Genomic DNA, 26394 nt, shown 5'->3' with positions numbered 1-26394 from the left:
ACCTGACAGGTTCCGCCGAAGCAATGGCCGCGTATCCTTGAACCTTCATATGGTAAAACACACAACGGATACGGATATGGACGAGCTAAAGTCGACAGAAAGCGAATCTCTTGACCTCATGCTGTTGCACATAAAAATCGGCGATACGCTACGACGAGGTCAAAACGACGCGGTAGTGACCGCAAAACACTTCGCCGCCAGCGATCCCGACTACAAAATTGAAGTGTCTTTGAAAGATGAAACGCTGGTGTCTGAGCAACCTATCTCCCATGACGTTATGCTTTGGGCTGCCAGCAAGGACGAAACGTTTGATTTCAACGGACGCAAACGCACCATAACTGCAAAAAACATTTTCGAGTCTGGCGGTCGATATCGCTGCGAACTGGTCATCGCCTGAAGCGCCCCTGAACAGAGCGCTCCGTTGAGGGGCGACGAGATTCTGGCGACCCGTCAAACCTGATTGATGGTCTTGGCAATCGTCTCGACCGTGGCGCTGACTTGCTCTTGATAACGCTCGAGTTCTTCTTTGTGCTGCTTTTTCATTTCGATCTGCTGCGAGCACAGATTCATCGCCGCCAGCACCAGCAAACGGTCGCCGATCAGCGTCGGGTATTTGCGCTTGGTGTCTTCCAGCGCTGCCTTGAGCATCATCGCCGCGTCCAGCAGGGTCTGTTCTTCCCCGGCCGGTGCCTTGATCGAATAGTCCTCGCCGAGAATGGAGATGACTTTTACCCCTGCTGTGCCGTGGTTCATGCGCTGACAGGACCGGCATTGACGCGATCAACCAGCGCCTGGATGCGCGCGGCGGTGGCGCCGTGTTTTTCTTCCTGCTCCATCAGGTTCAGTTGCAGGTTTTCGTTTTCATCCTTGGCCTGGGCCAGTTCCGTGGACAGGGTCTGGTTGGTCTGCAGCAGGGTCTGGTTCTGTTGCACCAGGTCGCTGACGAGCTGTTCCAATTGGCTGAGGGATGCTTCCAACATTTTGATCTTCCAAGCGTTTTTCAAAGGGCGCGTACGATAAAGAAAAGTCACCACGGATGCTAGGGTTAAACCGGCGCAAGGCCTTGATTTTCCTGGCGGGCAAGCGTTCTCGCGAGTTTAAAAGACTGTGATTGGTCGATCTGGTTCCTGCACTTCGTCGCTCAAGCCTGTCTGCGACAAATACGCACACCACCTCAAGACTTTAGTCGTATGACCGATAAGTCACCCATACAGCAGTCTCAGCCCGCATGGATGCGGCCCTTTTCGGTATCCGCCCATGTCCCTTCGCAATATGAATATCGCCCCACGGGCGTTCACCGGCTTCGCCCTGATCGGCGGCCTGATGTTGATCCTCGGCGTGTTTGCGCTGAACCAGATGAGCAAGATCCGCGCGGCCGGCGAAGACATCGCCACCGCCAGCGTGCCGTCGATCAAGGCTCTGGACGAATTCACCCAACTGACCCTGCGCCTGCGCGTGCTGTCCTATCGTTTGCTGATCAATCGCGAACCCGACGTGCAGCAGAAAACCATCGAACTGTTCGACATGCGCAACCGCCAGATCGCCGATGCGCAACGCGCCTATGAGCCGCTGATCTCCAGCCCGGAGGAGCGCTCGGCGTACGATCAGTACGTGCAGTTGCTGGCGCAGTACCGTCAGCTTGAAGAACGCATGAAAACCCTGTCGCGCAACAACCAGATCGCCGAGTTGCAGCAGATGCTCAACAATGATTTGCTGAGCAACTCAGAGGCCGTCAACACCGCACTTGCGCGTCTGCTGGAGATCAATACTCAGCAAATTGCCGAGACTGATCAGGGCGCCAAGGATCAGTACTCGATGTCGTTCGATCTGGTCGTCACTCTGCTGGTGATCGCCAGCGGCCTGACCCTGCTGTTCGCCTGGCTGCTGACCGTGAGCATTACCAAGCCGATTTCCAAGGCACTCGAGGCGGCGGAAACCATCGCCGAAGGCAACCTGACCCAGCCGATCCATGTCGATGGCGAAGATGAAGCCGGGCGCCTGCTGGCGGCGATGGCGAAGATGCAATCGAAGCTGCGCGACACCCTGCAGCGCATCTCCGGTTCGGCCACACAGCTTGCGTCTGCTGCGGAAGAGCTGAACAGCGTCACCGATGAAAGTGCTCGCGGCCTGACCCAGCAGAACAACGAAATCGAGCAGGCCGCCACTGCGGTGAATGAGATGACCAGCGCCGTCGAAGAAGTCGCGCGCAACGCGGTCAGCACTTCGGAAGCCTCGAAAAACGCCACCACTTCGGCGGGCGACGGTCGTGATCTGGTGCAGGAAACCGTCAGCGCCATCGAACGCATGAGCGCCGATGTGCAGAGCACCGCGTCGCTGATCGGCGACCTGGCCAATGAATCCCGCGACATCGGCAAGGTGCTCGACGTGATTCGTGGCCTCGCCGATCAGACCAACCTGCTGGCATTGAACGCAGCAATCGAAGCGGCCCGTGCCGGTGAGGCCGGGCGTGGTTTCGCCGTGGTGGCCGACGAAGTGCGCGCACTGGCCCATCGCACCCAGCAGTCGACCAGCGAAATCGAACGCATGATCGGCAGCATCCAGAGCGGCACCGAACACGCCGTGGATTCGATGCGCAACAGCACCGAGCGCGCCGAATCCACGCTGAACATCGCCCGTGGCGCCGGGATGTCACTCGACACCATCAACAGCGCTATCGTCGAAATCAACGAGCGCAACCTGGTCATCGCCAGCGCCGCCGAAGAGCAGGCGCAGGTGGCGCGGGAAGTCGATCGCAATCTGGTCAACATCCGCGATCTGTCGGTGCAGTCGGCGACCGGCGCCAATCAGACCAGCGCGGCGAGCAATGAGCTGTCGCGCTTGGCGCTGGATTTGAACAACATGGTTGGGCGGTTCAGCCTGTAACACACCTCACTGGAGCTTCCCCTGTGGTGAGGGGATTTATCCCCGTTGGGTGGCGAAGCCGCCCCAAAAGCAGCGTATGCGGTTCCCTTTAAGGATCCGCGTACAGCGGTTTTACGACGGCTGCGCCGCCGAACGGGGATGAATCCCCTCGCCACAGTCATCATTCGCCGCATTTCCAGGGTGATTTTGCAAAAAAGCTTTTTGACAGCATCACATTTCAACAGGTTAGAATCGCTGGCACGCAGACTGCATGGTCAGTTTGTGCCTCGTCTTTACGCTTCTGGAGTACTGCCTTTGAATGCGACGACCATCAACAGCCTGTTCTTGATCGGCGCGTTGCTGGTAGGCGCAAGCATTCTTGTCAGTTCTCTTTCTTCACGTCTCGGCATTCCGATTCTGGTCATCATTCTCGCGGTCGGCATGGCTGCCGGGGTCGATGGTGGCGGGATCATTTTCGATAACTACCCGACGGCCTATCTGGTCGGCAACCTCGCCCTGGCAGTGATCCTGCTCGACGGCGGCTTGCGTACGCGGGTGTCGAGTTTCCGCGTGGCCTTGTGGCCGGCGCTGTCGCTGGCCACGGTCGGGGTGTTGATCACCACCGGGCTGACCGGCATGGCCGCTGCGTGGCTGTTCGACCTCAATCTGATTCAGGGCCTGCTGATCGGCGCCATCGTCGGCTCGACCGACGCCGCTGCGGTGTTCTCGCTGCTCGGCGGTAAAGGCCTCAACGAACGAGTCAGCGCCAGTCTGGAAATCGAATCCGGCAGCAACGACCCGATGGCGGTGTTTCTCACCGTGACCCTGATCGACATGCTCGCCAGCGGCGAAACCGGCCTGCACTGGAGCCTGCTGACCCACCTGATCCGCGAATTCGGCATCGGTGGCGTGATCGGTCTGGGCGGCGGCTGGGTGATGCTGCAACTGGTCAATCGCATCAATCTCGCCGCCGGGCTCTATCCGATCCTCATCATTGCTGGCGGTCTGGTGGTGTTCGCGCTGACCAACGCCTTGCATGGTAGCGGCTTCCTCGCCGTCTACCTGTGCGGTCTGGTGATCGGCAACCGCCCGGTGCGCAGCCGCCACGGCATTCTGCATATGCTCGACGGCATGGCCTGGCTGGCGCAGATCGGCATGTTCCTGGTGCTGGGCCTGCTGGTCACGCCCCACGATCTGCTGCCGATCGCTCTGCCCGCCCTCGGTCTGGCGCTGTGGATGATTCTCTTCGCGCGGCCGCTGTCGGTGATGGTCGGCCTGCTGCCGTTCAAGGCCTTCCACGGTCGCGAAAAAGCCTTTATTTCCTGGGTCGGCCTGCGCGGCGCGGTGCCGATCATTCTCGCGGTATTCCCGCTGATGGCCGGGCTGCCGCAAGCGCAGTTGTATTTCAATCTGGCGTTCTTCATCGTGTTGGTGTCGCTGCTGGTGCAGGGCACGAGCCTGCCGTGGGTGGCCAAGCTGCTCAAGGTGACGGTGCCGCCGGAACCCGCGCCGATTTCCCGGGCGGCACTGGAAGTGCACGTCACCAGCGAGTGGGAACTGTTCGTTTACAAGCTCGGCGCGGAGAAATGGTGCATCGGCTCGCCCCTGCGTGAGCTGAAAATGCCCGAAGGCACACGCATCGCGGCGCTGTTTCGTGGCCAGCAACTGCTCCATCCGTCGGGTAGTACGGTGCTGGAAGTCGATGATTTGCTGTGTGTTATTGGCCATGAACACAACTTGCCGGCCCTCGGCAAACTGTTCAGCCAGGCACCGCAACGCGGCCTCGATCTGCGTTTCTTCGGCGACTTCGTGCTCGAAGGAGACGCCCAGCTTAAAGCGGTTGCAGCGCTGTATGGCTTGCCGGCCGAAGGCATCGATCCGGACATGACCCTGGGCGCGTTCATTGCGCAAAAAGTCGGGGGTGCTCCCATCGTCGGCGACCAGGTGGAGTGGAACAACACCCACTGGACGGTGGCGGTCATGGACGGGAACAAGATCGGCAAAGTGGGCGTCAGATTCCCCGAAGGAAGTCGCCCGGGCCCCGGACTCTTCCTCTAAACTGCTCCCACTCTCACTTGCTTGACCGGTCTCTATGCCTACCCTGCGCTCCTTTTTCGCCGCGGCCCTGCTGGGCCTCAGTCTCGTCGTCGGCCCGCTGCATGCTGCCGAACCACCGTCCAGCGATGCCGTGCAGGCCAGCCTCGACAAGCTGGCCGACAGTAAACTGCCGGACGCCGACAAGAAGACCCTGCAGACCGTGCTGCAGAACACCCTCAATCAGCTGAACAACCAGCGTGATTACGAGCAGAAACTGATCGATCTCAAGCGTCAGCTGGCCAACGCGCCGAAGCAGACGATTGAAAATACCCGCGAACTCAGCCGCCTCAAGGCCACCGCACCGGTGCCGGTCGCGCAGCGTTTTCCGAAGGAGTCGATTCAGCAACTGGAGCAGATCCTTACCGATCGCTCGACCCAGCAGAGCGACCTGCAAAAAGCCCTGGCCGAAGCCAACAGCCTGATCATCACCGCGCAGACTCGCCCCGAGCGCGCTCAGGCGGAGATTTCCGCCAGCCAGACGCGCATCCAGCAGATCAACACCATCCTCAAATCCGGCAAGGACACCGGCAAAACGGTCACCGCCGAACAGCGCGACCAGTTGAACGCCGAACTCGCCGCACTCAATGCACTGATTCCACTGCGCCGCCAGGAACTGGCCGGCAACACCCAGTTGCAGGATCTGGGCAACGCTCAGCATGACTTGCTCTCGGAAAAATCCGATCGTCTCGACCGCGAGATCCAGGAACTGCAAACCCTGATCAACCAGAAACGTCTGGCGCAGTCGCAGGAAACCGTTACCCAGCAATCGATCGAAGCGCAGAAGGCCGGCGGCAGCAGCCTGCTGGCGAGTGAGAGCGCGACCAATCTCAAGCTTTCCGACTATTTGCTCAAGAGCACCGACCGTCTCAACGAAGTCACGCAGCAGAACCTGCAGACCAAACAGCAACTCGACACCCTGACCCAGAGCGATTCGGCACTGGACGAGCAAATCAACGTGCTCAAGGGCAGCCTGCTGCTGTCGAAAATCCTCTACAAACAGAAGCAGGCGCTGCCGCACTTGAAGGTCGACCGCGACCTCGCCGACCAGATTGCCGATATTCGCCTGTATCAGTTCGATGTCAGCCAGCAGCGGGAGCTGCTGAGCAATCCGGCGACCTACGTCGACAATTTGCTCGCCACGCAGCCGCCGGAGCAGGTCACCCCGCAGTTGCGCAAGAGCCTGCTCGATCTGGCCAACACCCGCGCTGATCTGCTCGAGCGGCTGAACCGCGAGTTGAGCGCGATGCTCAACGAATCGATCACCCTGCAGCTCAACCAGAAACAATTGCTGAGCACCGCGCAAAGCCTGCGCGCGACCCTCGACGAACAGATGTTCTGGATCCCCAGCAACAAGCCGCTGGACGTGGAATGGATGCGCGGTGTGCCCGAACGTCTCGAGCGACAGGTCAACACCCTGCCGTGGGCGTCGAGCCTGAGCGAACTGGCTGACGGCCTGACCCAGCGGCCATTGCTGTTCTTGCCTCTGGCGCTGCTGATCGGCGCCCTGTTGTGGCGCCGCAAGGCCCTATACGGAAGACTCAACAAGGTTCACCAGGACATCGGCCACTTCAAGCGCGACAGCCAGTGGCACACGCCGCAGGCGATTCTGATCAACATCCTGCTGGCGATGCCGGTGGCGCTGGGTCTGGCGCTGTGCGGCCTGGCCCTGCAGATCGACGCGCGCGGGCAGAACGCCAACATGGGCGCGGCGCTGTTGCAGATGGGCCAGGCCTGGCTGGTGTTCTACACCGCGTACCGGATTCTTGCGCCGGGTGGCGTGGCGGAATTGCACTTCCGCTGGGAAAAACCGCAGGTCGAGTTCCTTCAGGGCTGGGTGCGTCGATTGGGCCTTGTGGTCATGGCGCTGGTGGCCGTGGTGGCCGTCGCCGAATTGCAACCAGCGGCGCTGGCCGATGACGTGCTCGGCATGCCGGTGGTGCTGACCTGCTACGCCTTGATGGCATGGCTGCTCAGTCGCCTGCTGATCAGCAGCCCGACGCACCAGAACGCTTCGCTGTTCCGCAAAGCCGTCGGAGTGATGTTCACCCTGCTGCCGATCGCCCTGTTTGTCGCGGTGTGCTTCGGCTACTACTACACCGCGCTGAAACTCAGCGACCGCTTGATCAACACCCTGTACCTGCTGATGTTCTGGCTGGTGATCGAGGCGACCTTCGTGCGTGGCTTGAGCGTTGCCGCGCGGCGTTTGGCTTATCAGCGCGCACTGGCCAAACGGCAGGCGGCAAAAGAGGCCGGCGACGGCGAAGCGGTGATCGAAGAGCCGACGCTGGACATTGAAAAGGTCAACGAGCAGTCCCTGCGCCTGATCCGTCTGGCCCTGCTCGGCGGTTTCATCGCGGCGCTGTACTGGGTCTGGTCGGACCTGATTTCGGTGTTCTCGTATCTGGACAACATCACCCTTTACGAATACACCAGCGGCACTGGCGCCAACATGAGCATGGTGCCGATCAGCATCGGCGACATGCTCGGCGCGCTGATCATCATCGGCATCACCTTCGCGCTGGCGCGCAACTTGCCCGGTCTGCTCGAAGTGTTCGTGCTGTCCAAGCTCAACCTGGCCCAGGGTAGCGCTTATGCGACAACGACGCTGCTGTCCTACGTGATTGCCGGCGTTGGTTTTGTCACCACCCTGTCGACCCTCGGCGTCAGTTGGGACAAGTTGCAATGGCTGGTGGCGGCGCTGTCAGTAGGCCTCGGTTTCGGTATGCAGGAGATCTTCGCCAACTTCATCTCCGGCATCATGATCCTCTTCGAACGCCCGGTGCGAATCGGCGACACCATCACCATCGGCAACCTCTCGGGCACGGTGAGCAAGATCCGCATCCGCGCCACGACCATCACGGATTTTGACCGCAAGGACATCATTGTCCCGAACAAGACGTTCATCACCGGGCAACTGATCAACTGGTCGCTGACCGACACCATCACCCGCGTCACGCTGAAACTGGGCGTCGATTACGGTTCGGATCTGGACCTGGTCAAGGAACTGCTGCTCAAAGCGGCCCGGGAGAACCCGCGTGTGCTCAAAGAACCTGAGCCACACGTGTACTTCCTCAACTTCGGCGAAAGCACCCTCGACCACGAACTGCGCATGCATGTGCGCGATCTCGGTGACCGCAACCCGGTGCTGGATGAGGTCAACCGCTTCATCAATCGCGAGTTCAAGAAGCAGCACATCAACATCTCGTTCCGGCAGATGGAGGTTTATCTGAAGAACCTGCACGGCCAGGAATACAAGATGGTGCCTGTGGAACCCGAGAACAAAACCATCGTGCCGATCGTCGACGGGCAGAAACCGTTGCCGGAACCGCCACCGAGCAAACTCGACTAACCGACATGGTCCCAGCAGAATGCTTGGACATTCTGCTGGAGCCGGCCCGTGAAAGCCCTCGACGAACTGACTTTCGACAACCGCTTTGCCCGCCTGGGCGACGCGTTCTCCGCGCACGTGCTGCCCGAACCGATCGACAATCCGCGTCTGGTGGTCGCCAGCCCGGCCGCTCTGGCCTTGCTTGATCTCGATGCGGCCAGCGCCGAAACCGAAGAATTCGCGCAGCTGTTCGGCGGCCACAAGCTGTGGGCCGACGCCGAGCCACGGGCGATGGTGTATTCCGGCCATCAGTTCGGCGGTTATACCCCGCAACTGGGTGACGGGCGCGGTCTGCTGCTGGGCGAGGTGTACAACAACGCCGGTGAACACTGGGACCTGCACCTCAAGGGCGCCGGGCAAACGCCGTTTTCGCGCATGGGCGATGGTCGCGCGGTGCTGCGCTCATCGATTCGCGAGTTTCTCGCTTCCGAAGCGCTGTACGCGCTGAACATTCCATCTTCGCGGGCCGCCTGCGTGATTGGCTCCGACACGCCGGTCTGGCGGGAAAAGCAGGAACGCGCGGCGATGGTGCTGCGTCTGGCGCCGAGCCATATCCGCTTCGGCCATTTCGAATACTTCTACTACACCAAGCGCCCCGAGCAGCAGAAACAGCTTGGCGAGCATGTGCTGGCGATGCACTTCCCCGAATGCCTGGAGCAACCGGAACCGTATCTGGCGATGTTTCGCGAAATCGTCGAACGCAACGCCGAGCTGATCGCCAAGTGGCAGGCTTATGGCTTCTGCCACGGCGTAATGAATACCGACAACATGTCGATCCTCGGCATCACCTTCGACTTCGGCCCGTTCGCCTTCCTCGACGATTTCGACGCAAATTTCATCTGCAATCACTCCGATGATCAGGGCCGCTACTCGTTCAGCAATCAGGTGCCGGTGGGCCAGTGGAACCTCAGCGCCCTCGCCCAGGCACTGACGCCGTTCATCAGCGTCGAGGCCCTGCGCGAAACCCTCGGCTTGTACCTGCCGCTGTTCCAGGCGCACTACCTCGACCTGATGCGCCGCCGCTTCGGCTTCACCACCGCCGAGGACGACGATCAGCAACTGCTGGAAAACCTGCTGCAACTGATGCAGAACAGCGGCGTCGACTACACGCTGTTCTTCCGCCGCCTCGGTGAAGAGTCAGCCGAACAGGCCATCGCCCGCCTGCGCGACGATTTTGTCGATATCAAAGGTTTCGATGCCTGGGGCGAACGCTACGTCGCCCGGGTCGGCCGCGACGGCAATGCCGATCAGGCACAACGCCGCGCACGGATGCATGCCGTCAATCCGCTGTACATCCTGCGCAATTATCTGGCGCAAAAGGCTATTGATGGGGCGGAACAAGGGGATTATGCCGAGGTACGCCGACTGCATGCGGTGCTGAGCAAACCGTTTGAGGAGCAGCCGGGGATGGAGGGTTACGCCGAGCGGCCACCGGAGTGGGGAAAGCATTTGGAGATCAGTTGTTCTTCGTAGGCGCTTCAGCTTAGCGGGTCGATTGCACTGATTACACGGTCGACGATGTCAGACATTGTCACGTCATCCAGTCGCTCGATGAATTTGGCCGTGCCGTCTCGTACCCGTTGTTCTATGTCAAAACTGCGAACCTGATTACACACCGCTACACCATTGGTTTCGTGGCCAGTAATGGCGACCGCCAAACCCATACTCCGGCTGAAATTCCCACCGCTAGTAACAGGCACCGTCATGCTCACGCCCAATGCGTTGATCTCTCTGGGCGTGATGACCACAAAGCGATGTCTGTTCATCATCTCCCGCCCCGCCACTGGGTTTGGATCAATCCAGTAAACGTCACCCCGCTGAGGGGGCTGGCGGCGCACCATCAACCCAGCTCCCGGCCGACAGAATCACCTTCAAGGGTCTCGCTAGTCTGGGCGTTAAGTTTCTGCAATTCTTCTGCGCCTTCGAGTAGCTCTGACAAACTATAACGCTTACGCGTAGCGGCTACGGCTGGACGAGCAATCAGTTCGCCATCGACCACATTCAGCTCTAGCTGTGCGCCAACCTCCAGATGCAACAACTTTAAAAGCGTGGGCGGAATCGTAATGACGGCAGCGCCGCCTTGGCGGCGTATCTTGGAAGTTACGGACATTATGTCGCTCCGATTTGATGCATAGGAATCATCGATTCCTGGATTAGTGCAACAAAAGTAGCACGCAGATAAAGACAAAGCGATCTCCTCACGACAAGCGTAAAACGCCGAATTGGTCTTCAGACCAGCCATCGATCCCGGAACGGTTTTGAGAAAAATGTGAGCAGTTGCGACATTGATAAGTTGGCAGATCGACTCCAAATCAGTTCTATAGACTGCCTATCAGAGAACCAATCATGACCACCCCACTCCTCATCCCCTGCCCCTCCTGCAACGGCGTCAACCGCATTCCAGCCGAGCGTCTCGCCGATCAACCCAAGTGCGGACGCTGCAAATCTGCGGTGCTGTTGAGCAAGCCTTTCGAACTCAAGCAAGGCGATTACGCCAGTCAGATCAAGGGCGATCTGCCGTTACTGGTGGATGTCTGGGCGGACTGGTGCGGGCCGTGCAAGTCGTTTGCGCCGGTGTTCGAACAGGCTGCGGCGCAGCTGGCGGGCAAGTGTCGGCTGGCCAAGCTCGACAGCGAAGCGAATCAGCAGTTGTCGGCGCAGTTGGGGATTCGCTCGATTCCGAGTCTGATTCTGTTTAAAAACGGCAAGGAAGTGGCGCGGCAGAGCGGTGCGTTTCCATTGCCGCAGTTGATGGCGTGGCTGCGTAGCCAAGGCATCTGACCCAACACAGACCACCCTGTGGGAGCGAGCCTGCTCGCGAAGGCGGTCGATCATTCAGCGCCGATGTTGAATGTGCCGGCCTCTTCGCGAGCAGGCTCGCTCCCACAGGAGATTTGCGTGTGAGTCGGGGAATCAGTGGTCTTCCAGCAGATTGTGCAGTTCCACAAACTGCTGGGTCAGCTTGTGCCGTGGATCGAGGTGGATCAGCGGCATGCTCGCTTGGTGCGACTCGCGCATGCGCACCGAACTGCTCAGATACACCGGTAATACCGGCAAGCCTTCGGCGATCAACTCATCGAGCATCTGCTGCGGCAGGCTGGCCCGCGCCTGGAACTGATTGACCACGATGCCTTCGACTTCCAACCCTTCGTTGTGGTCATCCTTCAACTCTTCGATCTCGGCGATCAGTCCGTACAGGGCCTGACGTGAAAAGCTGTCGCAGTCGAAGGGGATCAATACTCGATCCGCGGCAATCAGCGCCGATACCGCGTAGAAATTCAGTGCTGGCGGGGTGTCGAGATAGATTCGGTCGTAGTCCTCGGACAATTCGTCCAGCAACTTGCGCAGCTTGTTGATCTTGTGTTTCGCCTCGAGCTTGGGCTGCAGGTCGGCCAGTTCGGCGGTGGCGGTAATGATGTGCAGGTTGTCGAACGGCGTTTCATAGATGTCCGCCTGATTCTTTTTCGAGAACGGCCCGGAGGACAGCGTCTGTTTGAAGAAGTCAGCGATACCCATCGGGATATCGTCGCCGGTGAGACCGGTCAGATACTGAGTGGAATTGGCCTGGGCATCGAGGTCTACCAACAACGTGCGATAACCCTCGCTGGCGCTGACCGCCGCCAGATTGCAGGCGATGCTGGATTTGCCCACGCCACCTTTCTGATTGAACACCACGCGCCGCATGACCAAACCTCCGTGTATCAAAGAATGACCGAGTGTAGTTGGCGGTGACCGCGCTTCGCTACCTTCACGGACATGGACTACGTCGTCAGGTGTAAAAACCGACGCCCAGGCATGGAAAAAACCGCCAGCCATCGCAGAGACACCTGACAGACACGCCGCGTCAAATCTGGATAATGGCCAAGTGATAGCCATGCAGCGAACCGCTCGGTACATTTTGTTGGGCAAAATGTAACCAACATTTGCTACACACCCGTCGCACCGGGATAATGCGCGCCACCCGGCGCCCTGCGCCAAGCCAAGCCTGCTGCGGCGCTGGCGACTCAACGCGTCAACGAAAGCCCGCAGGGGCGGGATGAATGTCCGTGATCAACTTCAACATCGCCCAATGGCGCGCGTGGGCCCCGGGGCTCGACAGCGTGGACGCCTGGCAGGCCTGGAGCCGACAACCGGTCGTGCTGCAGAGCAGTGATGCCGCGCCCGATGTGTCGTTTCTGCCGGCCATGCAACGCCGTCGCCTCAGCCGCCTGGCGCGGATGGCCTTCAGCGTTGGCTGGCCGCTGGCCGAAGGCCGGGACCATCTGCCGCTGGTGTTCGTCTCGCGGCACGGCGAAACCCCACGCACGTTTGAAATCCTCCGCGATCTGGCCACCGAACAGCCCTTGTCGCCGACCCAATTCAGCCTTTCAGTGCATAACGCGATCATCGGTTTGTGGTCGATCATGCGCGGTGAAACCAGCGAAATGACCGCCCTCGCGGCGGCTGGCGATGGCCTTGAACACGGCATGCTTGAAGCAGCCGCACTGCTCGAAGAAGGCGCCCCGGCCGTGCTGCTGGTGATCACCGAAGAGCAACCGCCCGAGGCGTATTCGCAGTGGGTCGATGACGTGCCATTCCCTTACGCGCTGGGTTTATTGCTCACGCCCGGTACCGACTGGCGGCTGACCCTGAACAGCAGCACCGAAACCCGGTCCAAGGCGCACTGGCCGCACGCGCTCAACCTGCTGCGAACCCTGCTCGGCCAGCAACCTGACTGCCAACATGCGTGGAAAAATCGTGTATGGACCTGGCATCGCAACCCGTGACGGCCAAACACCGCGACGCCTACTACTGGCGGCTGCTGGCCACTGCTGCGAGCTTCGCCTTGTTCGGGCTCGGCGGGCTGTGTCTGCGCCTGCTGGTATTTCCGCTGCTCGGCTGCCTGCCCGGTGACGCGCTGGTCCATCGCCTGCGCGCGCGGCGTACGGTCAGTCGCTTGTTCTGGTTTTTCGTGCGTTTCATGGCCCGCACCGGCGTGCTCACTTACAACATCGAGGGTGCCGAGCGCCTCGGCCGACCGGGGCAGATGATCATCGCCAACCACCCGTCGCTGATCGATGTGGTGTTTCTCATCGGTCTGGTGCGCCACGCCAATTGCGTAGTGAAGAAAACCCTTTGGGAAAACCCGTTCACTCGTGGGCCGCTGCGCCGCACCGAGTACATCAGCAACGACGGCAGCATGGACATGCTCGACGCAGCCGCGCAGTCGTTGCAGGACGGCCAGACTCTGATCATCTTCCCCGAAGGCACCCGCACTCAGCCGGGGCAGGCGCCGGCCTTTCATCGGGGCGCGGCGGCAATTGCCCTGCGCGGTGCGAAAATCGTTACCCCGGTGATCATCAAGGTCAGCCCGACCACCCTGACCAAAGCCGAGCCGTGGTATCGCATCCCCCATCGCCGCGTGCACTTCAGTTTTCGCGTGGGGGCCGATATAGACCCACAGACCTTCGCCGCGCAAGGCCCCGCACCGCAGGCCTCGCGCAAGCTCAACGATTATTTGCATGACTATTTTATTAAGGAGCTCGCCGCAGATGAGCGATCAGAACACCGCTAGCCTGGTGCGTGACATCAAACTGCTGATCATCGACGCCTTGGGCCTCGAAGACATCAGCCCCGAGGACATCGGCGACGAGCAGACATTGTTCGGCGAAGGCCTCGGCCTGGACTCCGTGGACGCGCTGGAACTGGGCCTGGCGATCCAGAAAAAATACGGCATCAAGATCGACGCCGATGCCAAAGACACCCGCAACCATTTCACCAACGTGGCCAGCCTTGCGGCATTCGTCACGGCAAAACAGGCAGCTTGAGACCGGACCATGCAAACTCGTGACGATATCTTCAACACCCTGCGCGATGCCCTGGTCGAGCTGTTCGAGCTGGATCCGGCCCGCGTAAGCATGGACGCCAATCTGTATCAGGATCTGGAAATCGACAGCATCGATGCGGTTGACCTGATCGATCACATCAAACGCCAGACCGGCAAGAAAATCGCCGCCGAAGAATTCAAATCGGTGCGCACCGTCGGTGACGTGGTCGAGGCGGTGTTCCGTCTGGTTCAACCGGCCGCATGAGCCGACTGATCGGCCTGGGCCTGCTGCTGGCCGGTCTGCTGTACCCCTTTGCGGTGTATTTCGGCATGGAGCATTTCGCCCCGTGGCAATTTGCACTGCTGCTGGGCAGCCTGTGGCTGGCGCGCGCTCTGACCGGCGAACGCAAGCCCGGCAGCCTGTGGATGGCGTGCGTGGCGATGGTGTTCTGCCTGCTGCTGGCGGTGTTCGACAGCCCGCAGCTGCTGCGCTGGTACCCGGTGCTGATCAGCGCATTCATGCTGGTGCTGTTCGGCGCCAGCCTGAAATACGGCCCGCCAATGGTCGAGCGTCTGGCGCGCTTACGCGAGCCGGAACTGCCGGAGGTTGCCATTCGCTATACGCGCAAGGTCACGCTGGCCTGGAGCGTGTTTTTCTTCTGCAACGGTTTGTGCGCTGCCCTCCTCACCCTGTGGGCGCCGCTGGATTGGTGGATGTTGTACACCGGCCTGATCTCCTATGGATTGATCGGCCTGATGTTTGCCATTGAATGGCTGATACGACAACGGGTAAGAGGCCGTACATGAATTGGATAAAACTTGAGCAGCTGTTGCTCAAGGCACTGCCGGCACGCGCGATCTGCCAGGCGCCGGCACTCGATCACACGCAACTGCGAGCGCAGGCCTTGAGCGTCGCCGCGGGTCTGCAAAGCCGAGGCGTGAAAAGGCTGGCCGTGCATCTGGAGGATGCCGCCGACCTCGCCATCGCCCTGTTCGGCGCGTGGCGTGCCGGCGTCAGCGTGTTGCTGCCGGCGGATCTGCAAGCGCAGACGCGTCAGCGCTGGTCGCAGGAAGTCGATCTATGGCTGACCGATCAACCCGGCGACGCCCAGTTGCACGACTTCACTCAGCTCGGCCTGCCCGGTGCAGAACTGGATCTCGATCAATGCCGCCTGAGCCTGTGCACTTCCGGCTCCAGCGGCGAACCCAAGCGCATCGACAAGACCTTGCGCCAGTTGGCCAACGAGGTCGAAGCGCTGGAGCAGTTGTGGGGCGCAGACCTCGGTGAAGCCTGCATCATCGGCAGCGTCGCCACGCAACACATCTATGGCCTGCTGTTTCGCGTGTTGTGGCCATTGTGCGCCGGGCGCCCGTTTGTGCGCCGGCAACTGGCCTTTTCCGAAGACTTGCAGCGCGCCAGCCGCGAATACCCGGCCTTCGCCTGGGTCGCCAGCCCGGCGCTGCTCAAGCGCATGGGCGACAACCTCGACTGGCCGGCCCTGAGTGCGGTGCGCCGGGTGTTTTCCTCCGGGGGCGCGTTGCCGTCGGAAGCGGCGCAAAGCCTGCAACAGCGCTTGCAGCAATGGCCGACGGAAATCCTCGGCAGCTCGGAAACCGGCGGCATTGCCTGGCGTCAGGGCGAGTCGTTGTGGCAACCGTTTGCTGGCGTCGAACTGAGCCAGGACAGCGACGGCGCCCTGCTGATCACCTCGCCTTATTTGCCTGCCGGCCATGTCGAACACAGCGCCGATGCCGCGCGCATTGCCGCCGATGGTCGCTTCGAGCTGCTGGGGCGTCTGGACCGCATCGTCAAACTGGAAGAAAAACGCATCTCGCTGCCGATGCTTGAGCATGCCTTGGCAACCCATGACTGGGTCGCCGAGGCGCGCCTCGGTGTCGTGCAGGAAAACCGCGCTTCGCTTGGTGCGCTGCTGGTGCTCAGCGAATCGGGTCTGTTCGCCCTGCGCGAGCACGGCCGCCGTGAACTGACCGAAACCCTGCGCAAACATCTGAGCCAACATTGCGAAGCCCTCGCCCTGCCCCGACGCTGGCGCCTGCTGCGGCAAATGCCGTTGAACAGCCAGGGCAAACTGGCGCAAGCCGACGTCGAAGCGCTGCTGCTGGCCGCACGGCCGAAAATTCCCGAAGTGCTGGAGCAAAGTGCAAGCGACGGCGAGTGGAGCCTGCAACTCAGCGTGCCGCTGGATCTGGCCTACTTCAGCGGACACTTTCCCAAGGCACCGGTGTTGCCCGGTGTGGTGCAGGTGGAATGGGCGCTGAATCTGGGTCGGCAGTTGCTGAATCTGGACGGCGCGTTTGCCGGAATGGAAGTGCTGAAATTCCAGCAACTGGTGCGCCCGGGTGATGAAATCCAGCTGCATCTGCGTTTCGATGCCGAGCGCGGCAAGTTGTATTTCGCTTATCGCAATGACACGGCGACGTGTTCCAGCGGACGCATTCTCCTGGGGCCTGCCCATGCATAACCCCTGCGCCGTAATCCCGGTGTACAACCACGAAACCGCGATCACCACCGTGGTCGATGCCCTGCTCGCACAAGGTCTGCCGTGCATTCTGGTGGACGATGCCAGCGAGCCGTCCTGCGCGCGGGTGCTCGACGCACTGGCCGAGGGCGACAGGGTTTTTCTGGTGCGCCTGACGGCCAATCAGGGCAAGGGCGGCGCGGTGATGACCGGTCTGCGCGAAGCCTCGCGTCTGGGCTACAGCCATGCCTTGCAGGTCGATGCCGACGGTCAGCACGATTTGCACGACGTCGCGCGCTTCGTCGGCGAATCCCGCGCCCATCCCGAGGCGATGATCTGTGGCTATCCGCTGTTCGACGAGAGCGTGCCGAAAGGGCGTTTGTACGCACGCTACCTGACCCACGTGATGGTGTGGATCAACACCCTGTCGTTGCAGATTCGCGATTCGATGTGCGGCTTCCGTGTCTATCCGTTGGCGCCGACTCTGGCGGTGATTGACTCGGCGAAAGTCGGCAAACGCATGGATTTCGACTCGGACATTCTCGTGCGTCTGGCCTGGCGCAATCAGCCGATGCGCTGGCTGCAGACCAGCGTGCATTACCCGTTGGACGGTGTATCGCACTTTCGCCTGTTCCATGACAACGCGCTGATTTCCAGCATGCACACGCGGCTGTTCTTCGGCATGTTGCTGCGTTGGCCGCTGATTCTCTGGCGGCGGTGGAAACCATGAGTGAAGAAGTCGAGAAGAAGCACTGGGCCGACCGCGAAGAGCGCGGCAGTTTCCTGCTGATGAAATTCACCGCGTTCGCCGCCAAAGTCCTCGGCCGCCGCCTGCTCAGTCCGTTGCTTTATGGCATCGTGCTGTATTTCTTCCTGTTCGGCCGCATCGCCCGACGCAGTGCCTGGCAGTACCAGCAGCGGCTGGCCGAGTGGAGCCGGCGCGACGATCTGCGCCCGAGTCACTGGCGGGTGTTCGGCCAGTTCATGACCTTTGCCGATTCGCTGCTCGACAAGCTCGACGTATGGAACGGCAAGCTGAGCATCGAGCAGATCGAAATCATCGACCCGGCGCTGCTGCGCAAGCAGTTGCGCGGCAGTCGCGGGCAACTGCTGGTCGGCGCGCATCTGGGCAATCTCGAAGTGTGCCGGGCGCTGGCGGAGATCGGCGAAAAGGTGACCATGAATGTGTTGGTGCACACCAAGCATGCCGAGCAATTCAACCGCTTGCTTGGCGAGGCCGGGGCGACCAATCTGCGCCTGATCCAGGTCAGCGAACTCGACCCGGTGATCATGCTGCAACTGCATGAACGACTGGAACGCGGCGAGTGGCTGGCGATTGCCGGTGACCGCGTGCCACTGCACGGTGGGCGCAGCGTGACGGTGGATTTTCTCGGCCATCCGGCGCCATTTCCGCAAGGCCCGTGGTTACTGGCCGGCCTGCTCAAGTGCCCGGTCAACCTGCTGATGTGTCTCAAGCAACCCGACGGCCACTATCGCCTGACCCTCGAACCGTTCGCCGACGCGGTGGTGTGGACACGCCGCGAGCGCGAGCAGGTCATTCATCAGTGGGCCACCCGCTACGCGCAGCGCCTGAGTCACTATTGCCTCGAAGCCCCGCAGCAATGGTTCAACTTTTACCCTTTCTGGAAGACCGATGACGACGCCAACCCATGAGCCGGTAACCTTCGGCGAACGCCCTTTGCGCATCGAAGACGTGCTGGCCCTGGCCAACCGTCAGGCGCCCGTGCAGTTGCAGGCTGACGCCGACTATCGCGAGCGCATCGCCAAGGGCGCGCGGTTTCTCGATTCGCTGCTGGACAAGGAAGGTGTGATCTACGGCGTCACCACCGGTTACGGCGATTCCTGCGTGATCGCGGTGCCGCTGCATCACGTCGAGGCGCTGCCGCGTCATCTCTACACTTTTCATGGTTGCGGCCTGGGCAAACTGCTCGACGCGCAGGCAACCCGCGCGGTGCTGGCGGCGCGTTTGCAGTCGTTGTGTCACGGCGTCTCCGGGGTGCGCGTCGAACTGCTCGAGCGTCTGCATGCGTTTCTCGAATACGACATCCTGCCGTTGATTCCCGAAGAGGGTTCGGTGGGTGCCAGCGGCGATCTGACGCCGCTGTCCTATGTCGCCGCAACCCTGTCCGGCGAGCGCGAAGTGATGTTCCGTGGCGAACGTCGTCAGGCTGCCGACGTGCATCGCGAGCTCGACTGGACGCCGCTGGTGCTGCGCCCGAAAGAGGCGCTGGCGCTGATGAACGGCACGGCGGTGATGACCGGCCTCGCCTGTCTCGCCTTCGCTCGCGCCGATTATCTGCTGCAACTGGCCACGCGCATTACCGCGCTCAACGTCGTCGCGCTGCAAGGCAATCCGGAGCACTTCGACGAACGTCTGTTCGCCGCCAAACCGCACCCGGGGCAGATGCAGGTCGCCGCGTGGTTGCGCAAGGATCTGGCGATCGACGCGCCAACCGCGCCATTGCATCGTCTGCAGGATCGTTACTCGCTGCGTTGCGCGCCGCATGTGCTCGGCGTGTTGGCCGACAGCCTGAACTGGCTGCGCGGCTTCATCGAAACCGAGCTGAACAGCGCCAACGACAACCCGATCATCGACGCCGAAGCCGAGCGCGTTCTGCATGGCGGACACTTCTACGGCGGGCACATTGCGTTCGCCATGGACAGCCTGAAAAACCTCGTGGCCAACGTCGCCGATCTGCTCGATCGGCAATTGGCGTTGCTGGTCGACGAGCGCTACAACCACGGCTTGCCGAGCAACCTCTCCGGCGCCCCGGCCGAGCGGGCCATGATCAACCATGGCTTCAAAGCCGTGCAGATCGGCACCAGCGCCTGGACCGCCGAAGCGTTGAAGAACACCATGCCGGCCAGCGTGTTCTCGCGCTCCACCGAATGCCACAACCAGGACAAGGTGAGCATGGGCACCATCGCCGCCCGTGATGCGATTCGCGTGCTGGAGCTGACCGAACAGGTCGCCGCCGCCACCCTGCTCGCCGCCAATCAGGGCGTGTGGCTGCGCGCTCAAGCCGCCGATGCGCGCCCGCTGCCGCCGGCACTGGCGGCGATGCACGACGAACTCGGCAAAGACTTCCCGCCGGTCATCGAAGACCGTGCGCTGGAAGGCGAACTGCGCCTGTGCCTGCAACGCATCGCCGCGCAACACTGGAGGCTGCATGCGTAGTGCCGGAGTGCTTCATGCCGATACCGAGATTCTGGTGCCGTTTTTCGACGTCGACACCATGCACGTGGTCTGGCACGGCCATTACGTCAAGTACCTCGAAGTCGCGCGCTGTGCGCTGCTGGACAAGATCGGCCATAACTACACGCACATGGTCGAGTCGGGTTACGCCTGGCCGATCATCGACCTGCAACTGCGCTACGTGCGCAGCGCGGTGTTCGGCCAGCGGCTTAACGTGCGCGCCAGTCTGGTCGAGTGGGAAAACCGTCTGAAGATCAATTACCTGATAACCGACCTGCAGACCGGCGAACGCCTGACCCGCGCCAGCTCCGTGCAGGTCGCCGTCGAAGTCAGCAGCCGCGAGATGCAACTGGCTTCACCCAAAGTCTTCACCGATGCCGTGGAAAGGATGCTGCGATGAATGTGTTTTTCAGAAGCCTTGGCGCACTGACGCTGCTGGCCGTGTCGTCATGGGCCAATGCCTTCGACCTGCAACAACTCAGTGAACAACTGGCGAAACCGGATGTTATCCACGGCCAGTTCATTCAGGAAAAACACCTGCGCGCCCTGCCGCAGCCGCTGATCAGCAAGGGCAGCTTCGTCCTCGCTAAAAATCATGGCTTGCTGTGGCTGTTGAAAACTCCGCTGCAACAGGATTACCGCATCACCGCCAATGGCATCGCCCGCCGTGACACCAACGGCTGGCAACTGCTGCCGAACAAGAGCGCCGGCGCCGAGCAGAACCGTTTGTTCCTCGCCGTACTGCAAGGTGACAGCAGCGGTTTGCAGCGGGATTTCGAACTGGCCCTGAGCGGCACGGCGCAGCAGTGGCAACTGACTCTGACGCCGCGTTCGATGCTGCTCAAGCAAGTGTTCAAGCAGATCAATATCGATGGCGGCGCCCTTGTGCAAACCATCGAGCTGCTGGAAACCCAGGGCGACAGCACCCTGCTGCGCATGCAGGACAGCACGGCCGAGCAACCCCTGAGTGAAGCGGAGCAACATGACTTTGCCGAGTGAACGCAGGCTGCCTTGGCTGTTTCTGAGCCTGCTGCTGGCCGTCGTCGCGCTGGCTGCCTGGCAGTGGCGCGACGGTGCGCCGCTGTCGGCCAATCTCATGGAGCTGGTACCCGGGACCAGTCCAGACGCGCTGGAAGTGCGCGCCGAACAGCGCATGCAAGAACCGCTCAATCGCGAAATGCTGGTGCTGGTCGGCCACGCCGATCGCCAGCAAGCGCTGACCATGGCCCAGCAACTGGGCGAACAATGGCAGGCCAGCGGTCTGTTCGAAACCGTGCAATGGAACCTGCAAGCCGACTTGCCGGCGCTGCGCAAGCAATTGCTGCAAGGGCGTTTGGCGATGCTCTCGGCGGATGATCGGCAGCTACTCAGCGAGCACCCCGACGCGTTCATCCAGCAGCGGGTGCAGGCGCTGTTCGATCCGTTCAACGGCTTCACCCTGGTGCCGAGCCAGGACGACTGGCTGGGCCTGACCGGGCGCATCCAGAACAGCCAGCCGAAACATGGCGCAGTGCAACTGGACATTGGCAGCGGCGCACTGGTCGCCGAGGCCGACGGCAAGAGCTGGGTGATGCTGCGTGCGCGCACCACCGGCAACGCCTTCGACATGAACCTGCCGTTGCAGGTGGCAGAGCTGCTCCAGCACAGCCGCGAGCAAGCGGCGCAAAGCGGCGTGCAGTTGCTCGCCGCCAGTGGCCTGCTCTACGCCGCCAACGGCCAGCAACAAGCCACCCGCGAAATGACCTGGGTCGGCGGTGGCGCGACGGTCGGCATTCTGCTGTTGCTGCTGTTGGCGTTTCGCCGCTGGGGCGTGCTGCTGGCGTTTGTGCCGGTGCTGGTCGGCATGCTGTTCGGCGCGGTGGCCTGCGTGGCGCTGTTCGGCCACATGCATGTGATGACGCTGGTGCTCGGTTCGAGTCTGATCGGCGTCGCCGTCGATTACCCGCTGCACTATCTGTCCAAGAGCTGGAGCCTCAAGCCGTGGCGCAGCTGGCCGGCCCTGCGCCTGACCTTGCCGGGGCTGACCCTGAGCCTGATCACCAGCGTTATCGGCTACCTGGCGCTGGCCTGGACACCGTTCCCGGCGCTGACGCAGATCGCCGTGTTCTCCGCTGCCGGCTTGCTCGGTGCCTATCTGTCGGCGGTCTGCCTGCTGCCGGCGCTGCTGAAAAATGTCCAACTGCGCCCGGCGCAATGGCCGCTGCGCCTGGCCGAACGCCTGATTCATCTGCGTGAGGCGCTGCTCGGTTGCATGCGCACGCCCGCGCTGCTGGCCCTGCTGATCGCCTTCTGCGTCGGCGGCCTGATGCAGTTGCAGAGCAAGAACGACATCCGCCAATGGGTCGGCGCGCCGCAGCATCTGACCGACGAAGCGCAGACCATCGCGCGCATCACCGGGTATCAACCGACCAGCCAGTTCTTCCTGATCCGCGCGGCCAATCAGGAGCAATTGCTCGAGCGCCAGGCAGCGCTGAGCGAGCGCCTGCAGCAACTGGTCAACCTCGACAAACTGCAAGGCTATCTGGCCCTCGATCAACTGGTCAGCGCGCCGAGCCAGCAACAGCAAGTGCGCGAATCACTGAACAGGCTGCCGTCGTTCTGGCAACCGCTGCTCGATCTCGGCGTGCCGGTGACGGCGTTGCAAAATGAATTGCAGCAATTGCAGACCCTGCCCGCCGAAGACATTGACGCCGCGCTGGCCGGCCCACTCGGCGAGCCGTATCGGACACTGTGGCTTGGACCGACTGAAGACGGCGTCGCAGCAATCACCAGCCTGCAGGGCTTGAACAATCCGTCATTGCTGCGGGTGCAGGCACTGGACTTGCCGGGAGTGGTGCTGGTCGATCGCCTCGGTGACCTGAACAAGGTGTTTGCCGCCACGCAGATCAGCGCCGCCGAACTGAAACTGGCCTCCTGCGTGTTGATCGTGCTGGTGCTGATGCTGCCGTTCGGCCTGACTGGCGCACTGCGCATCGTCGCCCTGCCACTGCTGGCGGCGCTATGCAGTCTGGCCAGCCTTGGCTGGCTCGGTCAGCCGCTGACCCTGTTCAGCCTGTTCGGCCTGTTGCTGGTGACGGCAATCAGCGTCGATTACGCAATCCTCATGCGCGAACAGGTGGGCGGCGCGGCGGTAAGTCTGCTCGGCACCTTGCTCGCAGCCGTGACGACGTGGCTGTCGTTCGGCCTGCTGGCGGTCTCCAGTACGCCGGCGGTGAGCAATTTCGGCCTGTCGGTGAGCCTCGGCCTGGCGTTCAGCTTCATGCTCGCACCGTGGGCCGGGCGCCATGAACCGGTTGCGGAGCCAGCGGCATGATGGTCTTCGGCTTCTGGTTGCTGGCCTTGGCGCTGTTTGCCCTGGCGACCCGGGTCGGCCGCCATTTCGGTCTGATACCGATCGTCAGCCAGTTACTGCTGGCGAGCTTCGGCTTGCCGCTGCTGATGTATTTCTGGATCGAGCCGGGCTGGCAGCTCAGCGGCGCACAACTGATCGCGCCGCACTGGCTGAAAGATCTCTACAGCCTGAGCTTCGCCTTGCTGCTCGGGCACATTCTCAGCGATGTCATCGATCTGCGTCTGGATCGCCAAAGCGTAAAAATCGCTGTGCCGAGTTTCGCCGTGCCGTTCGCTTGCGGGCTGGCGGTCGCGTATTGGTTGCTGCCGGCGCAGCCGTGGCTCAACGCACTGGCGATCGGACTGGTCTTCGCCATAACGGCGATCCCGGTGTTGTACCTGTATCTGCGTCATATCGATTACCCGCCCGCTGCCACACGGCGTCTGGTGCAAACCGCGATCCTTATCGATCTGACTTGCTGGACGCTGTTCGGCCTCGCCCAGGGCAGTCTGCACTTGAGCAGCCTGTTGCTGCCTGTGGCCATGGCCGGCGTGCCACTGCTTTTGCACCTGCTGCGCGTGCGTCGCCCGCTGACCTACAGCCTCGGCTTCTTCGCCCTGCTGGTCATGGCCGAGCATTACAAACTCAACGCGCTGATTTTCGGCATCGGCTATCTGCTGTGCATGGCGCTGCTGAAAGTGCCGTTGGTGCTGCCGTTGCCGGCACGCTGGATGAGCCGCTTGCAGACGTGGATCGCGATCCCGCTGATCCTCACGTTCGGTATCGTCCAGATCGACGTGCACAGCGCCCTCGCCAGCCTTGGCGCCGGGCAGTGGGCGGCGCTGCTGCTGTTGCCGATTGCCAGTAAACTGCTGGGCAACTGGCTCGGCCTCGGTTGGGCTGGCGCCTCGTTCGCGGGTGCCAGCCGCTGGCGCGAAAGCGTGCTGCTGAACATTCGCGGCCTGAGCGAAATCGTCTTTCTCAATCTGCTATTGCAACAACAGCTCATCACTCCGGCGCTGTATTTCGCGCTGATGCTGATGGGCCTGATCGCGACGCTGCTGCCGGCCCTGATCGGCCTGCATCGCGCGCCCCTGAATCTGAACAGTCCTCTGCCCCGGAGCTCACGTGCCAATCGTTGAAATGGAATCCCGTCAGGTCGTGATCATCGGTGCCGGCCCGTCCGGCGCTATCGCCGCCGCCCTGCTCAAGCGCAAGGGCCACGATGTGCTGGTGCTCGAGCGCCAGCACTTCCCGCGCTTCTCCATCGGCGAAAGCCTGCTCAGCCATTGCCTGGATTTCGTCGAAGAAGCCGGCATGCTCGACGCCGTCAACGCCGCCGGGTTCCAGCGCAAGACCGGCGCGGCGTTTGCCTGGGGCGAGCGCTACAGCGCCTTCGATTTTGGCGACACCTTCACCGCCGGCAAGCCGACCACGTTCCAGGTGCAGCGCGCCGATTTCGACAAGTTGCTGGCCGATCAAGCAGCATTGCAAGGTGCGGAAATCCGTTATGGCGATGCGATCGTCAGCGTCGATTTCGATCAGGCGAAACCACTCCTTGATGTGCGTCGCGAAGACGGCAACGAGTACCGTGTCGAAGCCGATTTCGTCCTGGACGCCAGCGGCTACGGCCGCGTGCTGTCGCGCTTGCTCGACCTCGAAGCACCTTCGAATTTCCCGGTGCGTCAGGCGGTGTTCACCCATGTCGAAGATCACATCGACAGCCCGGCGTTCGACCGCGAAAAAATTCTCGTCACCACCCATCCCGAGCATCGCGATGTGTGGTTCTGGACCATCCCGTTCAGCAACGGCCGCTGCTCGGTGGGAGTGGTGGCTGCTGAGGACCATTTTCAGGGCCGCGACAGCGACCTGGATGCCTGCCTGCGCAGTTTTATCGCCGAGACGCCAAGCCTCGCCGGGGTTCTGAACAACGCGGTCTGGGACACCCCGGCGCGCACCCTCGGCGGCTACGCAGCCAATGTGAAAACCCTGCATGGCCCGGGCTTCGCGCTGCTGGGCAACGCCGCAGAATTCCTCGATCCGGTGTTCTCCTCCGGCGTGACCATCGCCATGCGTTCGGCGAGCATGGCCGCTGGTGTGCTGCACCGTCAGTTGCAGGGTGAAACGGTGGACTGGCAAAGCGAATTTGCCGAGCCGTTGAAACGCGGCGTCGATACCTTCCGCTGCTACGTCGAAGGCTGGTACGCCGGCACCTTCCAGGACGTGATTTTCTACGAGGACAGCCAGGCGGAAATTCGCCGGATGATCTGCTCGATCCTCGCCGGTTACGCCTGGGACGAGCGCAACCCGTTTGTCAGCGAAGCGCGGCGCCGGCTGAAGATGATTTCCCAACTCTGCGCGCAGGACACCCCATGAATTACCTGAGCGACAGCTACGTCGAGGAAACCCGCTTCGGTCTCTGGTTCCTGCGCAGCCACACCTGGCAGCACCATGTGCTGCGCGTGGCGATCAACGATCTGCGTGGCTTGTTCAGTGAGCCGCTGCCGGAACACCCGGTGCTGCTGGACGCCGGTTGCGGTCAGGGCAAGTCCTTCGGCCACCTGCGTCAGACCTTCGCCCCGCAGCGCCTGATCGGTGTCGACGCCGACCCGCACAGCCTGCAACTCAGCGCCGAAGAGGCCACCCGCCTGGGCATGCCAATCGAGTTGATCGGCAGCGATTGCGCCACGCTCAACGTCGCCGATGCCAGCGTCGACCTGCTGTTCTGCCACCAGACCTTCCATCATCTGGTCGAGCAGGAAAAGGCTTTGGCCGAGTTCTATCGCGTGCTCAAGCCGGGCGGCTATCTGCTGTTCGCCGAATCCACCGAGGCTTACATTGATACCTGGGTGATTCGCTGGCTGTTCCGCCATCCGATGCACGTACAGAAGAGCGCGGCCGGCTATCTGCAGATGATCCGCGAGCAGGGTTTCGAGTTTGCCGAGCGCAATGTTTCCTACCCGTATCTGTGGTGGAGCCGGTCGAAGGATTTTGGTTTGCTGGAGCGGTTGGGGTTGAGCAAACCCAAGCCATTCGGTGAGCGTGAAGAGACGCTGGTGAATGTCGTCGCGCGAAAGCCATTGCAGGAATCTGTCTGATGTACGGCTATCGATCTGAACACCTGAAACCCTGTGGGAGCGAGCCTGCTCGCGAAAGCGGTGTATCAGTCAGCAAAGGTGGCGAATGTCAGATTGCATTCGCGAGCAGGCTCGC

26 protein-coding genes are annotated in these 26394 nt (G+C 61.6%); 21 read left to right on the top strand and 5 right to left on the bottom strand.

What is annotated here, in order from left to right:
* Window positions 1-76 precede the first annotated feature (76 nt).
* The gene (locus D8U71_RS09675; protein ID WP_130887669.1) at window positions 77-397 is read left to right on the top strand and encodes a hypothetical protein; all 321 of its coding nucleotides are present in this window, start codon (window positions 77-79) and stop codon (window positions 395-397) included.
* 53 nt (window positions 398-450) lie between these two features.
* Here D8U71_RS09675 and D8U71_RS09670 read toward each other — a convergent pair whose 3' ends face one another.
* Complete coding sequence (locus D8U71_RS09670) at window positions 451-753, bottom strand: cell division protein ZapA (protein ID WP_130887668.1); 303 nt, start codon at window positions 751-753, stop codon at window positions 451-453.
* Window positions 750-980, bottom strand: coding sequence for a hypothetical protein (locus tag D8U71_RS09665; RefSeq protein WP_016772015.1), 231 nt, complete (start codon window positions 978-980; stop codon window positions 750-752). The genes D8U71_RS09670 and D8U71_RS09665 overlap by 4 nt, the downstream gene beginning before the upstream one ends.
* A 277-nt stretch (window positions 981-1257) precedes the next feature.
* Between D8U71_RS09665 and D8U71_RS09660 the strand changes: the two genes are divergently transcribed.
* The 4 genes from D8U71_RS09660 to selO all read left to right on the top strand — a co-directional run bounded on the left by D8U71_RS09660 (window position 1258) and on the right by selO (window position 9820).
* A complete protein-coding gene (locus D8U71_RS09660; protein WP_130887667.1) occupies window positions 1258-2883 on the top strand; it encodes a methyl-accepting chemotaxis protein in 1626 nt (541 codons plus the stop codon).
* Window positions 2884-3177: 294 nt separating this feature from the next.
* Entirely contained in the window at window positions 3178-4920 is a 1743-nt protein-coding gene (locus D8U71_RS09655) for a potassium/proton antiporter (RefSeq protein ID WP_024011302.1), read from the top strand.
* Window positions 4921-4954: 34 nt separating this feature from the next.
* Complete coding sequence (mscK, locus tag D8U71_RS09650) at window positions 4955-8308, top strand: mechanosensitive channel MscK (protein ID WP_076565278.1); 3354 nt, start codon at window positions 4955-4957, stop codon at window positions 8306-8308.
* A gap of 48 nt (window positions 8309-8356) precedes the next feature.
* Window positions 8357-9820 carry a protein adenylyltransferase SelO gene (gene selO, locus D8U71_RS09645; RefSeq protein WP_130887666.1) on the top strand — a complete coding sequence of 488 codons (1464 nt, stop codon included), beginning with the start codon at window positions 8357-8359 and terminating at the stop codon, window positions 9818-9820.
* A 5-nt stretch (window positions 9821-9825) separates the two neighbouring features.
* Here selO and D8U71_RS09640 read toward each other — a convergent pair whose 3' ends face one another.
* Window positions 9826-10188 (bottom strand): type II toxin-antitoxin system PemK/MazF family toxin, encoded by a 363-nt coding sequence (locus tag D8U71_RS09640; protein ID WP_130887665.1) that lies wholly within the window; start codon window positions 10186-10188, stop codon window positions 9826-9828.
* Window positions 10188-10457: a hypothetical protein gene (locus D8U71_RS09635; protein WP_008077592.1), complete on the bottom strand. Its 270-nt coding sequence runs from the start codon at window positions 10455-10457 to the stop codon at window positions 10188-10190. Before D8U71_RS09635 ends, D8U71_RS09640 begins: the two co-directional genes overlap by 1 nt.
* Window positions 10458-10693: 236 nt before the next feature.
* Here D8U71_RS09635 and trxC point away from each other — a divergent pair, with 236 nt between their 5' ends.
* Window positions 10694-11128 (top strand): thioredoxin TrxC, encoded by a 435-nt coding sequence (gene trxC / locus D8U71_RS09630; protein ID WP_130887664.1) that lies wholly within the window; start codon window positions 10694-10696, stop codon window positions 11126-11128.
* Window positions 11129-11260: 132 nt separating this feature from the next.
* Here trxC and D8U71_RS09620 read toward each other — a convergent pair whose 3' ends face one another.
* A complete protein-coding gene (locus tag D8U71_RS09620) occupies window positions 11261-12031 on the bottom strand; it encodes a ParA family protein (RefSeq protein WP_024011296.1) in 771 nt (256 codons plus the stop codon).
* A gap of 356 nt (window positions 12032-12387) precedes the next feature.
* Between D8U71_RS09620 and D8U71_RS09615 the strand changes: the two genes are divergently transcribed.
* Genes D8U71_RS09615 through D8U71_RS09545 form a run of 15 tightly spaced genes read left to right on the top strand, consistent with a single transcriptional unit; the run spans window position 12388 to window position 26279 of the window.
* Complete coding sequence (locus D8U71_RS09615; protein ID WP_125917460.1) at window positions 12388-13113, top strand: beta-ketoacyl synthase chain length factor; 726 nt, start codon at window positions 12388-12390, stop codon at window positions 13111-13113.
* Entirely contained in the window at window positions 13089-13901 is an 813-nt protein-coding gene (locus tag D8U71_RS09610) for a lysophospholipid acyltransferase family protein (protein ID WP_110602643.1), read from the top strand. The genes D8U71_RS09615 and D8U71_RS09610 overlap by 25 nt, the downstream gene beginning before the upstream one ends.
* Window positions 13879-14154: a phosphopantetheine-binding protein gene (locus D8U71_RS09605; protein WP_016772025.1), complete on the top strand. Its 276-nt coding sequence runs from the start codon at window positions 13879-13881 to the stop codon at window positions 14152-14154. Before D8U71_RS09610 ends, D8U71_RS09605 begins: the two co-directional genes overlap by 23 nt.
* Window positions 14155-14163: 9 nt before the next feature.
* A complete protein-coding gene (locus tag D8U71_RS09600) occupies window positions 14164-14418 on the top strand; it encodes an acyl carrier protein (protein WP_016772026.1) in 255 nt (84 codons plus the stop codon).
* Complete coding sequence (locus D8U71_RS09595) at window positions 14415-14960, top strand: membrane protein (RefSeq protein WP_016772027.1); 546 nt, start codon at window positions 14415-14417, stop codon at window positions 14958-14960. Before D8U71_RS09600 ends, D8U71_RS09595 begins: the two co-directional genes overlap by 4 nt.
* The gene (locus tag D8U71_RS09590) at window positions 14957-16636 is read left to right on the top strand and encodes an acyl-CoA synthetase family protein (RefSeq protein ID WP_130887663.1); all 1680 of its coding nucleotides are present in this window, start codon (window positions 14957-14959) and stop codon (window positions 16634-16636) included. Before D8U71_RS09595 ends, D8U71_RS09590 begins: the two co-directional genes overlap by 4 nt.
* Window positions 16629-17363 (top strand): glycosyltransferase family 2 protein, encoded by a 735-nt coding sequence (locus D8U71_RS09585; RefSeq protein ID WP_130887662.1) that lies wholly within the window; start codon window positions 16629-16631, stop codon window positions 17361-17363. Before D8U71_RS09590 ends, D8U71_RS09585 begins: the two co-directional genes overlap by 8 nt.
* On the top strand, window positions 17360-18307 hold the full coding sequence (locus D8U71_RS09580; protein ID WP_130887661.1) for a glycosyl transferase: 948 nt from the start codon (window positions 17360-17362) through the stop codon (window positions 18305-18307). The genes D8U71_RS09585 and D8U71_RS09580 overlap by 4 nt, the downstream gene beginning before the upstream one ends.
* Complete coding sequence (locus D8U71_RS09575; protein WP_130887660.1) at window positions 18288-19832, top strand: aromatic amino acid ammonia-lyase; 1545 nt, start codon at window positions 18288-18290, stop codon at window positions 19830-19832. The genes D8U71_RS09580 and D8U71_RS09575 overlap by 20 nt, the downstream gene beginning before the upstream one ends.
* Window positions 19825-20250, top strand: coding sequence for an acyl-CoA thioesterase (locus D8U71_RS09570; RefSeq protein ID WP_016772031.1), 426 nt, complete (start codon window positions 19825-19827; stop codon window positions 20248-20250). Before D8U71_RS09575 ends, D8U71_RS09570 begins: the two co-directional genes overlap by 8 nt.
* Entirely contained in the window at window positions 20247-20849 is a 603-nt protein-coding gene (locus D8U71_RS09565; RefSeq protein WP_016772032.1) for an outer membrane lipoprotein carrier protein LolA, read from the top strand. Before D8U71_RS09570 ends, D8U71_RS09565 begins: the two co-directional genes overlap by 4 nt.
* Window positions 20833-23163, top strand: a complete 2331-nt coding sequence (locus D8U71_RS09560) for an MMPL family transporter (protein ID WP_130887659.1) — start codon at window positions 20833-20835, stop codon at window positions 23161-23163. Before D8U71_RS09565 ends, D8U71_RS09560 begins: the two co-directional genes overlap by 17 nt.
* Window positions 23160-24323, top strand: coding sequence for a hypothetical protein (locus D8U71_RS09555; protein WP_024011287.1), 1164 nt, complete (start codon window positions 23160-23162; stop codon window positions 24321-24323). Before D8U71_RS09560 ends, D8U71_RS09555 begins: the two co-directional genes overlap by 4 nt.
* Window positions 24310-25557 (top strand): NAD(P)/FAD-dependent oxidoreductase, encoded by a 1248-nt coding sequence (locus D8U71_RS09550; RefSeq protein ID WP_130887658.1) that lies wholly within the window; start codon window positions 24310-24312, stop codon window positions 25555-25557. Before D8U71_RS09555 ends, D8U71_RS09550 begins: the two co-directional genes overlap by 14 nt.
* Window positions 25554-26279 carry a class I SAM-dependent methyltransferase gene (locus tag D8U71_RS09545; RefSeq protein WP_130887657.1) on the top strand — a complete coding sequence of 242 codons (726 nt, stop codon included), beginning with the start codon at window positions 25554-25556 and terminating at the stop codon, window positions 26277-26279. The genes D8U71_RS09550 and D8U71_RS09545 overlap by 4 nt, the downstream gene beginning before the upstream one ends.
* Window positions 26280-26394: the final 115 nt, after the last annotated feature.

Source organism: Pseudomonas sp. Sample_21, from assembly GCF_004307525.1.
GTDB classification, from domain to species: domain Bacteria; phylum Pseudomonadota; class Gammaproteobacteria; order Pseudomonadales; family Pseudomonadaceae; genus Aquipseudomonas; species Aquipseudomonas atacamensis.
Note: the sequence above shows the minus strand (reverse complement) of the source record. Positions and strands in the feature narration are given on the sequence as shown.

Bases quoted from the DNA above. Each gene is read 5' to 3' on its own strand.
- D8U71_RS09675 (WP_130887669.1), top strand. From the start codon at position 77: ATGGACGAGCTAAAGTCGACAGAAAGCGAATCTCTTGACCTCATGCTG.
- D8U71_RS09670 (WP_130887668.1), bottom strand. From the start codon at position 753: ATGAACCACGGCACAGCAGGGGTAAAAGTCATCTCCATTCTCGGCGAG.
- D8U71_RS09665 (WP_016772015.1), bottom strand. From the start codon at position 980: ATGTTGGAAGCATCCCTCAGCCAATTGGAACAGCTCGTCAGCGACCTG.
- D8U71_RS09660 (WP_130887667.1), top strand. From the start codon at position 1,258: ATGTCCCTTCGCAATATGAATATCGCCCCACGGGCGTTCACCGGCTTC.
- mscK (WP_076565278.1), top strand. From the start codon at position 4,955: ATGCCTACCCTGCGCTCCTTTTTCGCCGCGGCCCTGCTGGGCCTCAGT.
- D8U71_RS09640 (WP_130887665.1), bottom strand. From the start codon at position 10,188: ATGGTGCGCCGCCAGCCCCCTCAGCGGGGTGACGTTTACTGGATTGAT.
- D8U71_RS09635 (WP_008077592.1), bottom strand. From the start codon at position 10,457: ATGTCCGTAACTTCCAAGATACGCCGCCAAGGCGGCGCTGCCGTCATT.
- trxC (WP_130887664.1), top strand. From the start codon at position 10,694: ATGACCACCCCACTCCTCATCCCCTGCCCCTCCTGCAACGGCGTCAAC.
- D8U71_RS09620 (WP_024011296.1), bottom strand. From the start codon at position 12,031: ATGCGGCGCGTGGTGTTCAATCAGAAAGGTGGCGTGGGCAAATCCAGC.
- D8U71_RS09615 (WP_125917460.1), top strand. From the start codon at position 12,388: ATGTCCGTGATCAACTTCAACATCGCCCAATGGCGCGCGTGGGCCCCG.
- D8U71_RS09610 (WP_110602643.1), top strand. From the start codon at position 13,089: ATGGACCTGGCATCGCAACCCGTGACGGCCAAACACCGCGACGCCTAC.
- D8U71_RS09605 (WP_016772025.1), top strand. From the start codon at position 13,879: ATGAGCGATCAGAACACCGCTAGCCTGGTGCGTGACATCAAACTGCTG.
- D8U71_RS09600 (WP_016772026.1), top strand. From the start codon at position 14,164: ATGCAAACTCGTGACGATATCTTCAACACCCTGCGCGATGCCCTGGTC.
- D8U71_RS09595 (WP_016772027.1), top strand. From the start codon at position 14,415: ATGAGCCGACTGATCGGCCTGGGCCTGCTGCTGGCCGGTCTGCTGTAC.
- D8U71_RS09590 (WP_130887663.1), top strand. From the start codon at position 14,957: ATGAATTGGATAAAACTTGAGCAGCTGTTGCTCAAGGCACTGCCGGCA.
- D8U71_RS09585 (WP_130887662.1), top strand. From the start codon at position 16,629: ATGCATAACCCCTGCGCCGTAATCCCGGTGTACAACCACGAAACCGCG.
- D8U71_RS09580 (WP_130887661.1), top strand. From the start codon at position 17,360: ATGAGTGAAGAAGTCGAGAAGAAGCACTGGGCCGACCGCGAAGAGCGC.
- D8U71_RS09575 (WP_130887660.1), top strand. From the start codon at position 18,288: ATGACGACGCCAACCCATGAGCCGGTAACCTTCGGCGAACGCCCTTTG.
- D8U71_RS09570 (WP_016772031.1), top strand. From the start codon at position 19,825: ATGCGTAGTGCCGGAGTGCTTCATGCCGATACCGAGATTCTGGTGCCG.
- D8U71_RS09565 (WP_016772032.1), top strand. From the start codon at position 20,247: ATGAATGTGTTTTTCAGAAGCCTTGGCGCACTGACGCTGCTGGCCGTG.
- D8U71_RS09560 (WP_130887659.1), top strand. From the start codon at position 20,833: ATGACTTTGCCGAGTGAACGCAGGCTGCCTTGGCTGTTTCTGAGCCTG.
- D8U71_RS09555 (WP_024011287.1), top strand. From the start codon at position 23,160: ATGATGGTCTTCGGCTTCTGGTTGCTGGCCTTGGCGCTGTTTGCCCTG.
- D8U71_RS09545 (WP_130887657.1), top strand. From the start codon at position 25,554: ATGAATTACCTGAGCGACAGCTACGTCGAGGAAACCCGCTTCGGTCTC.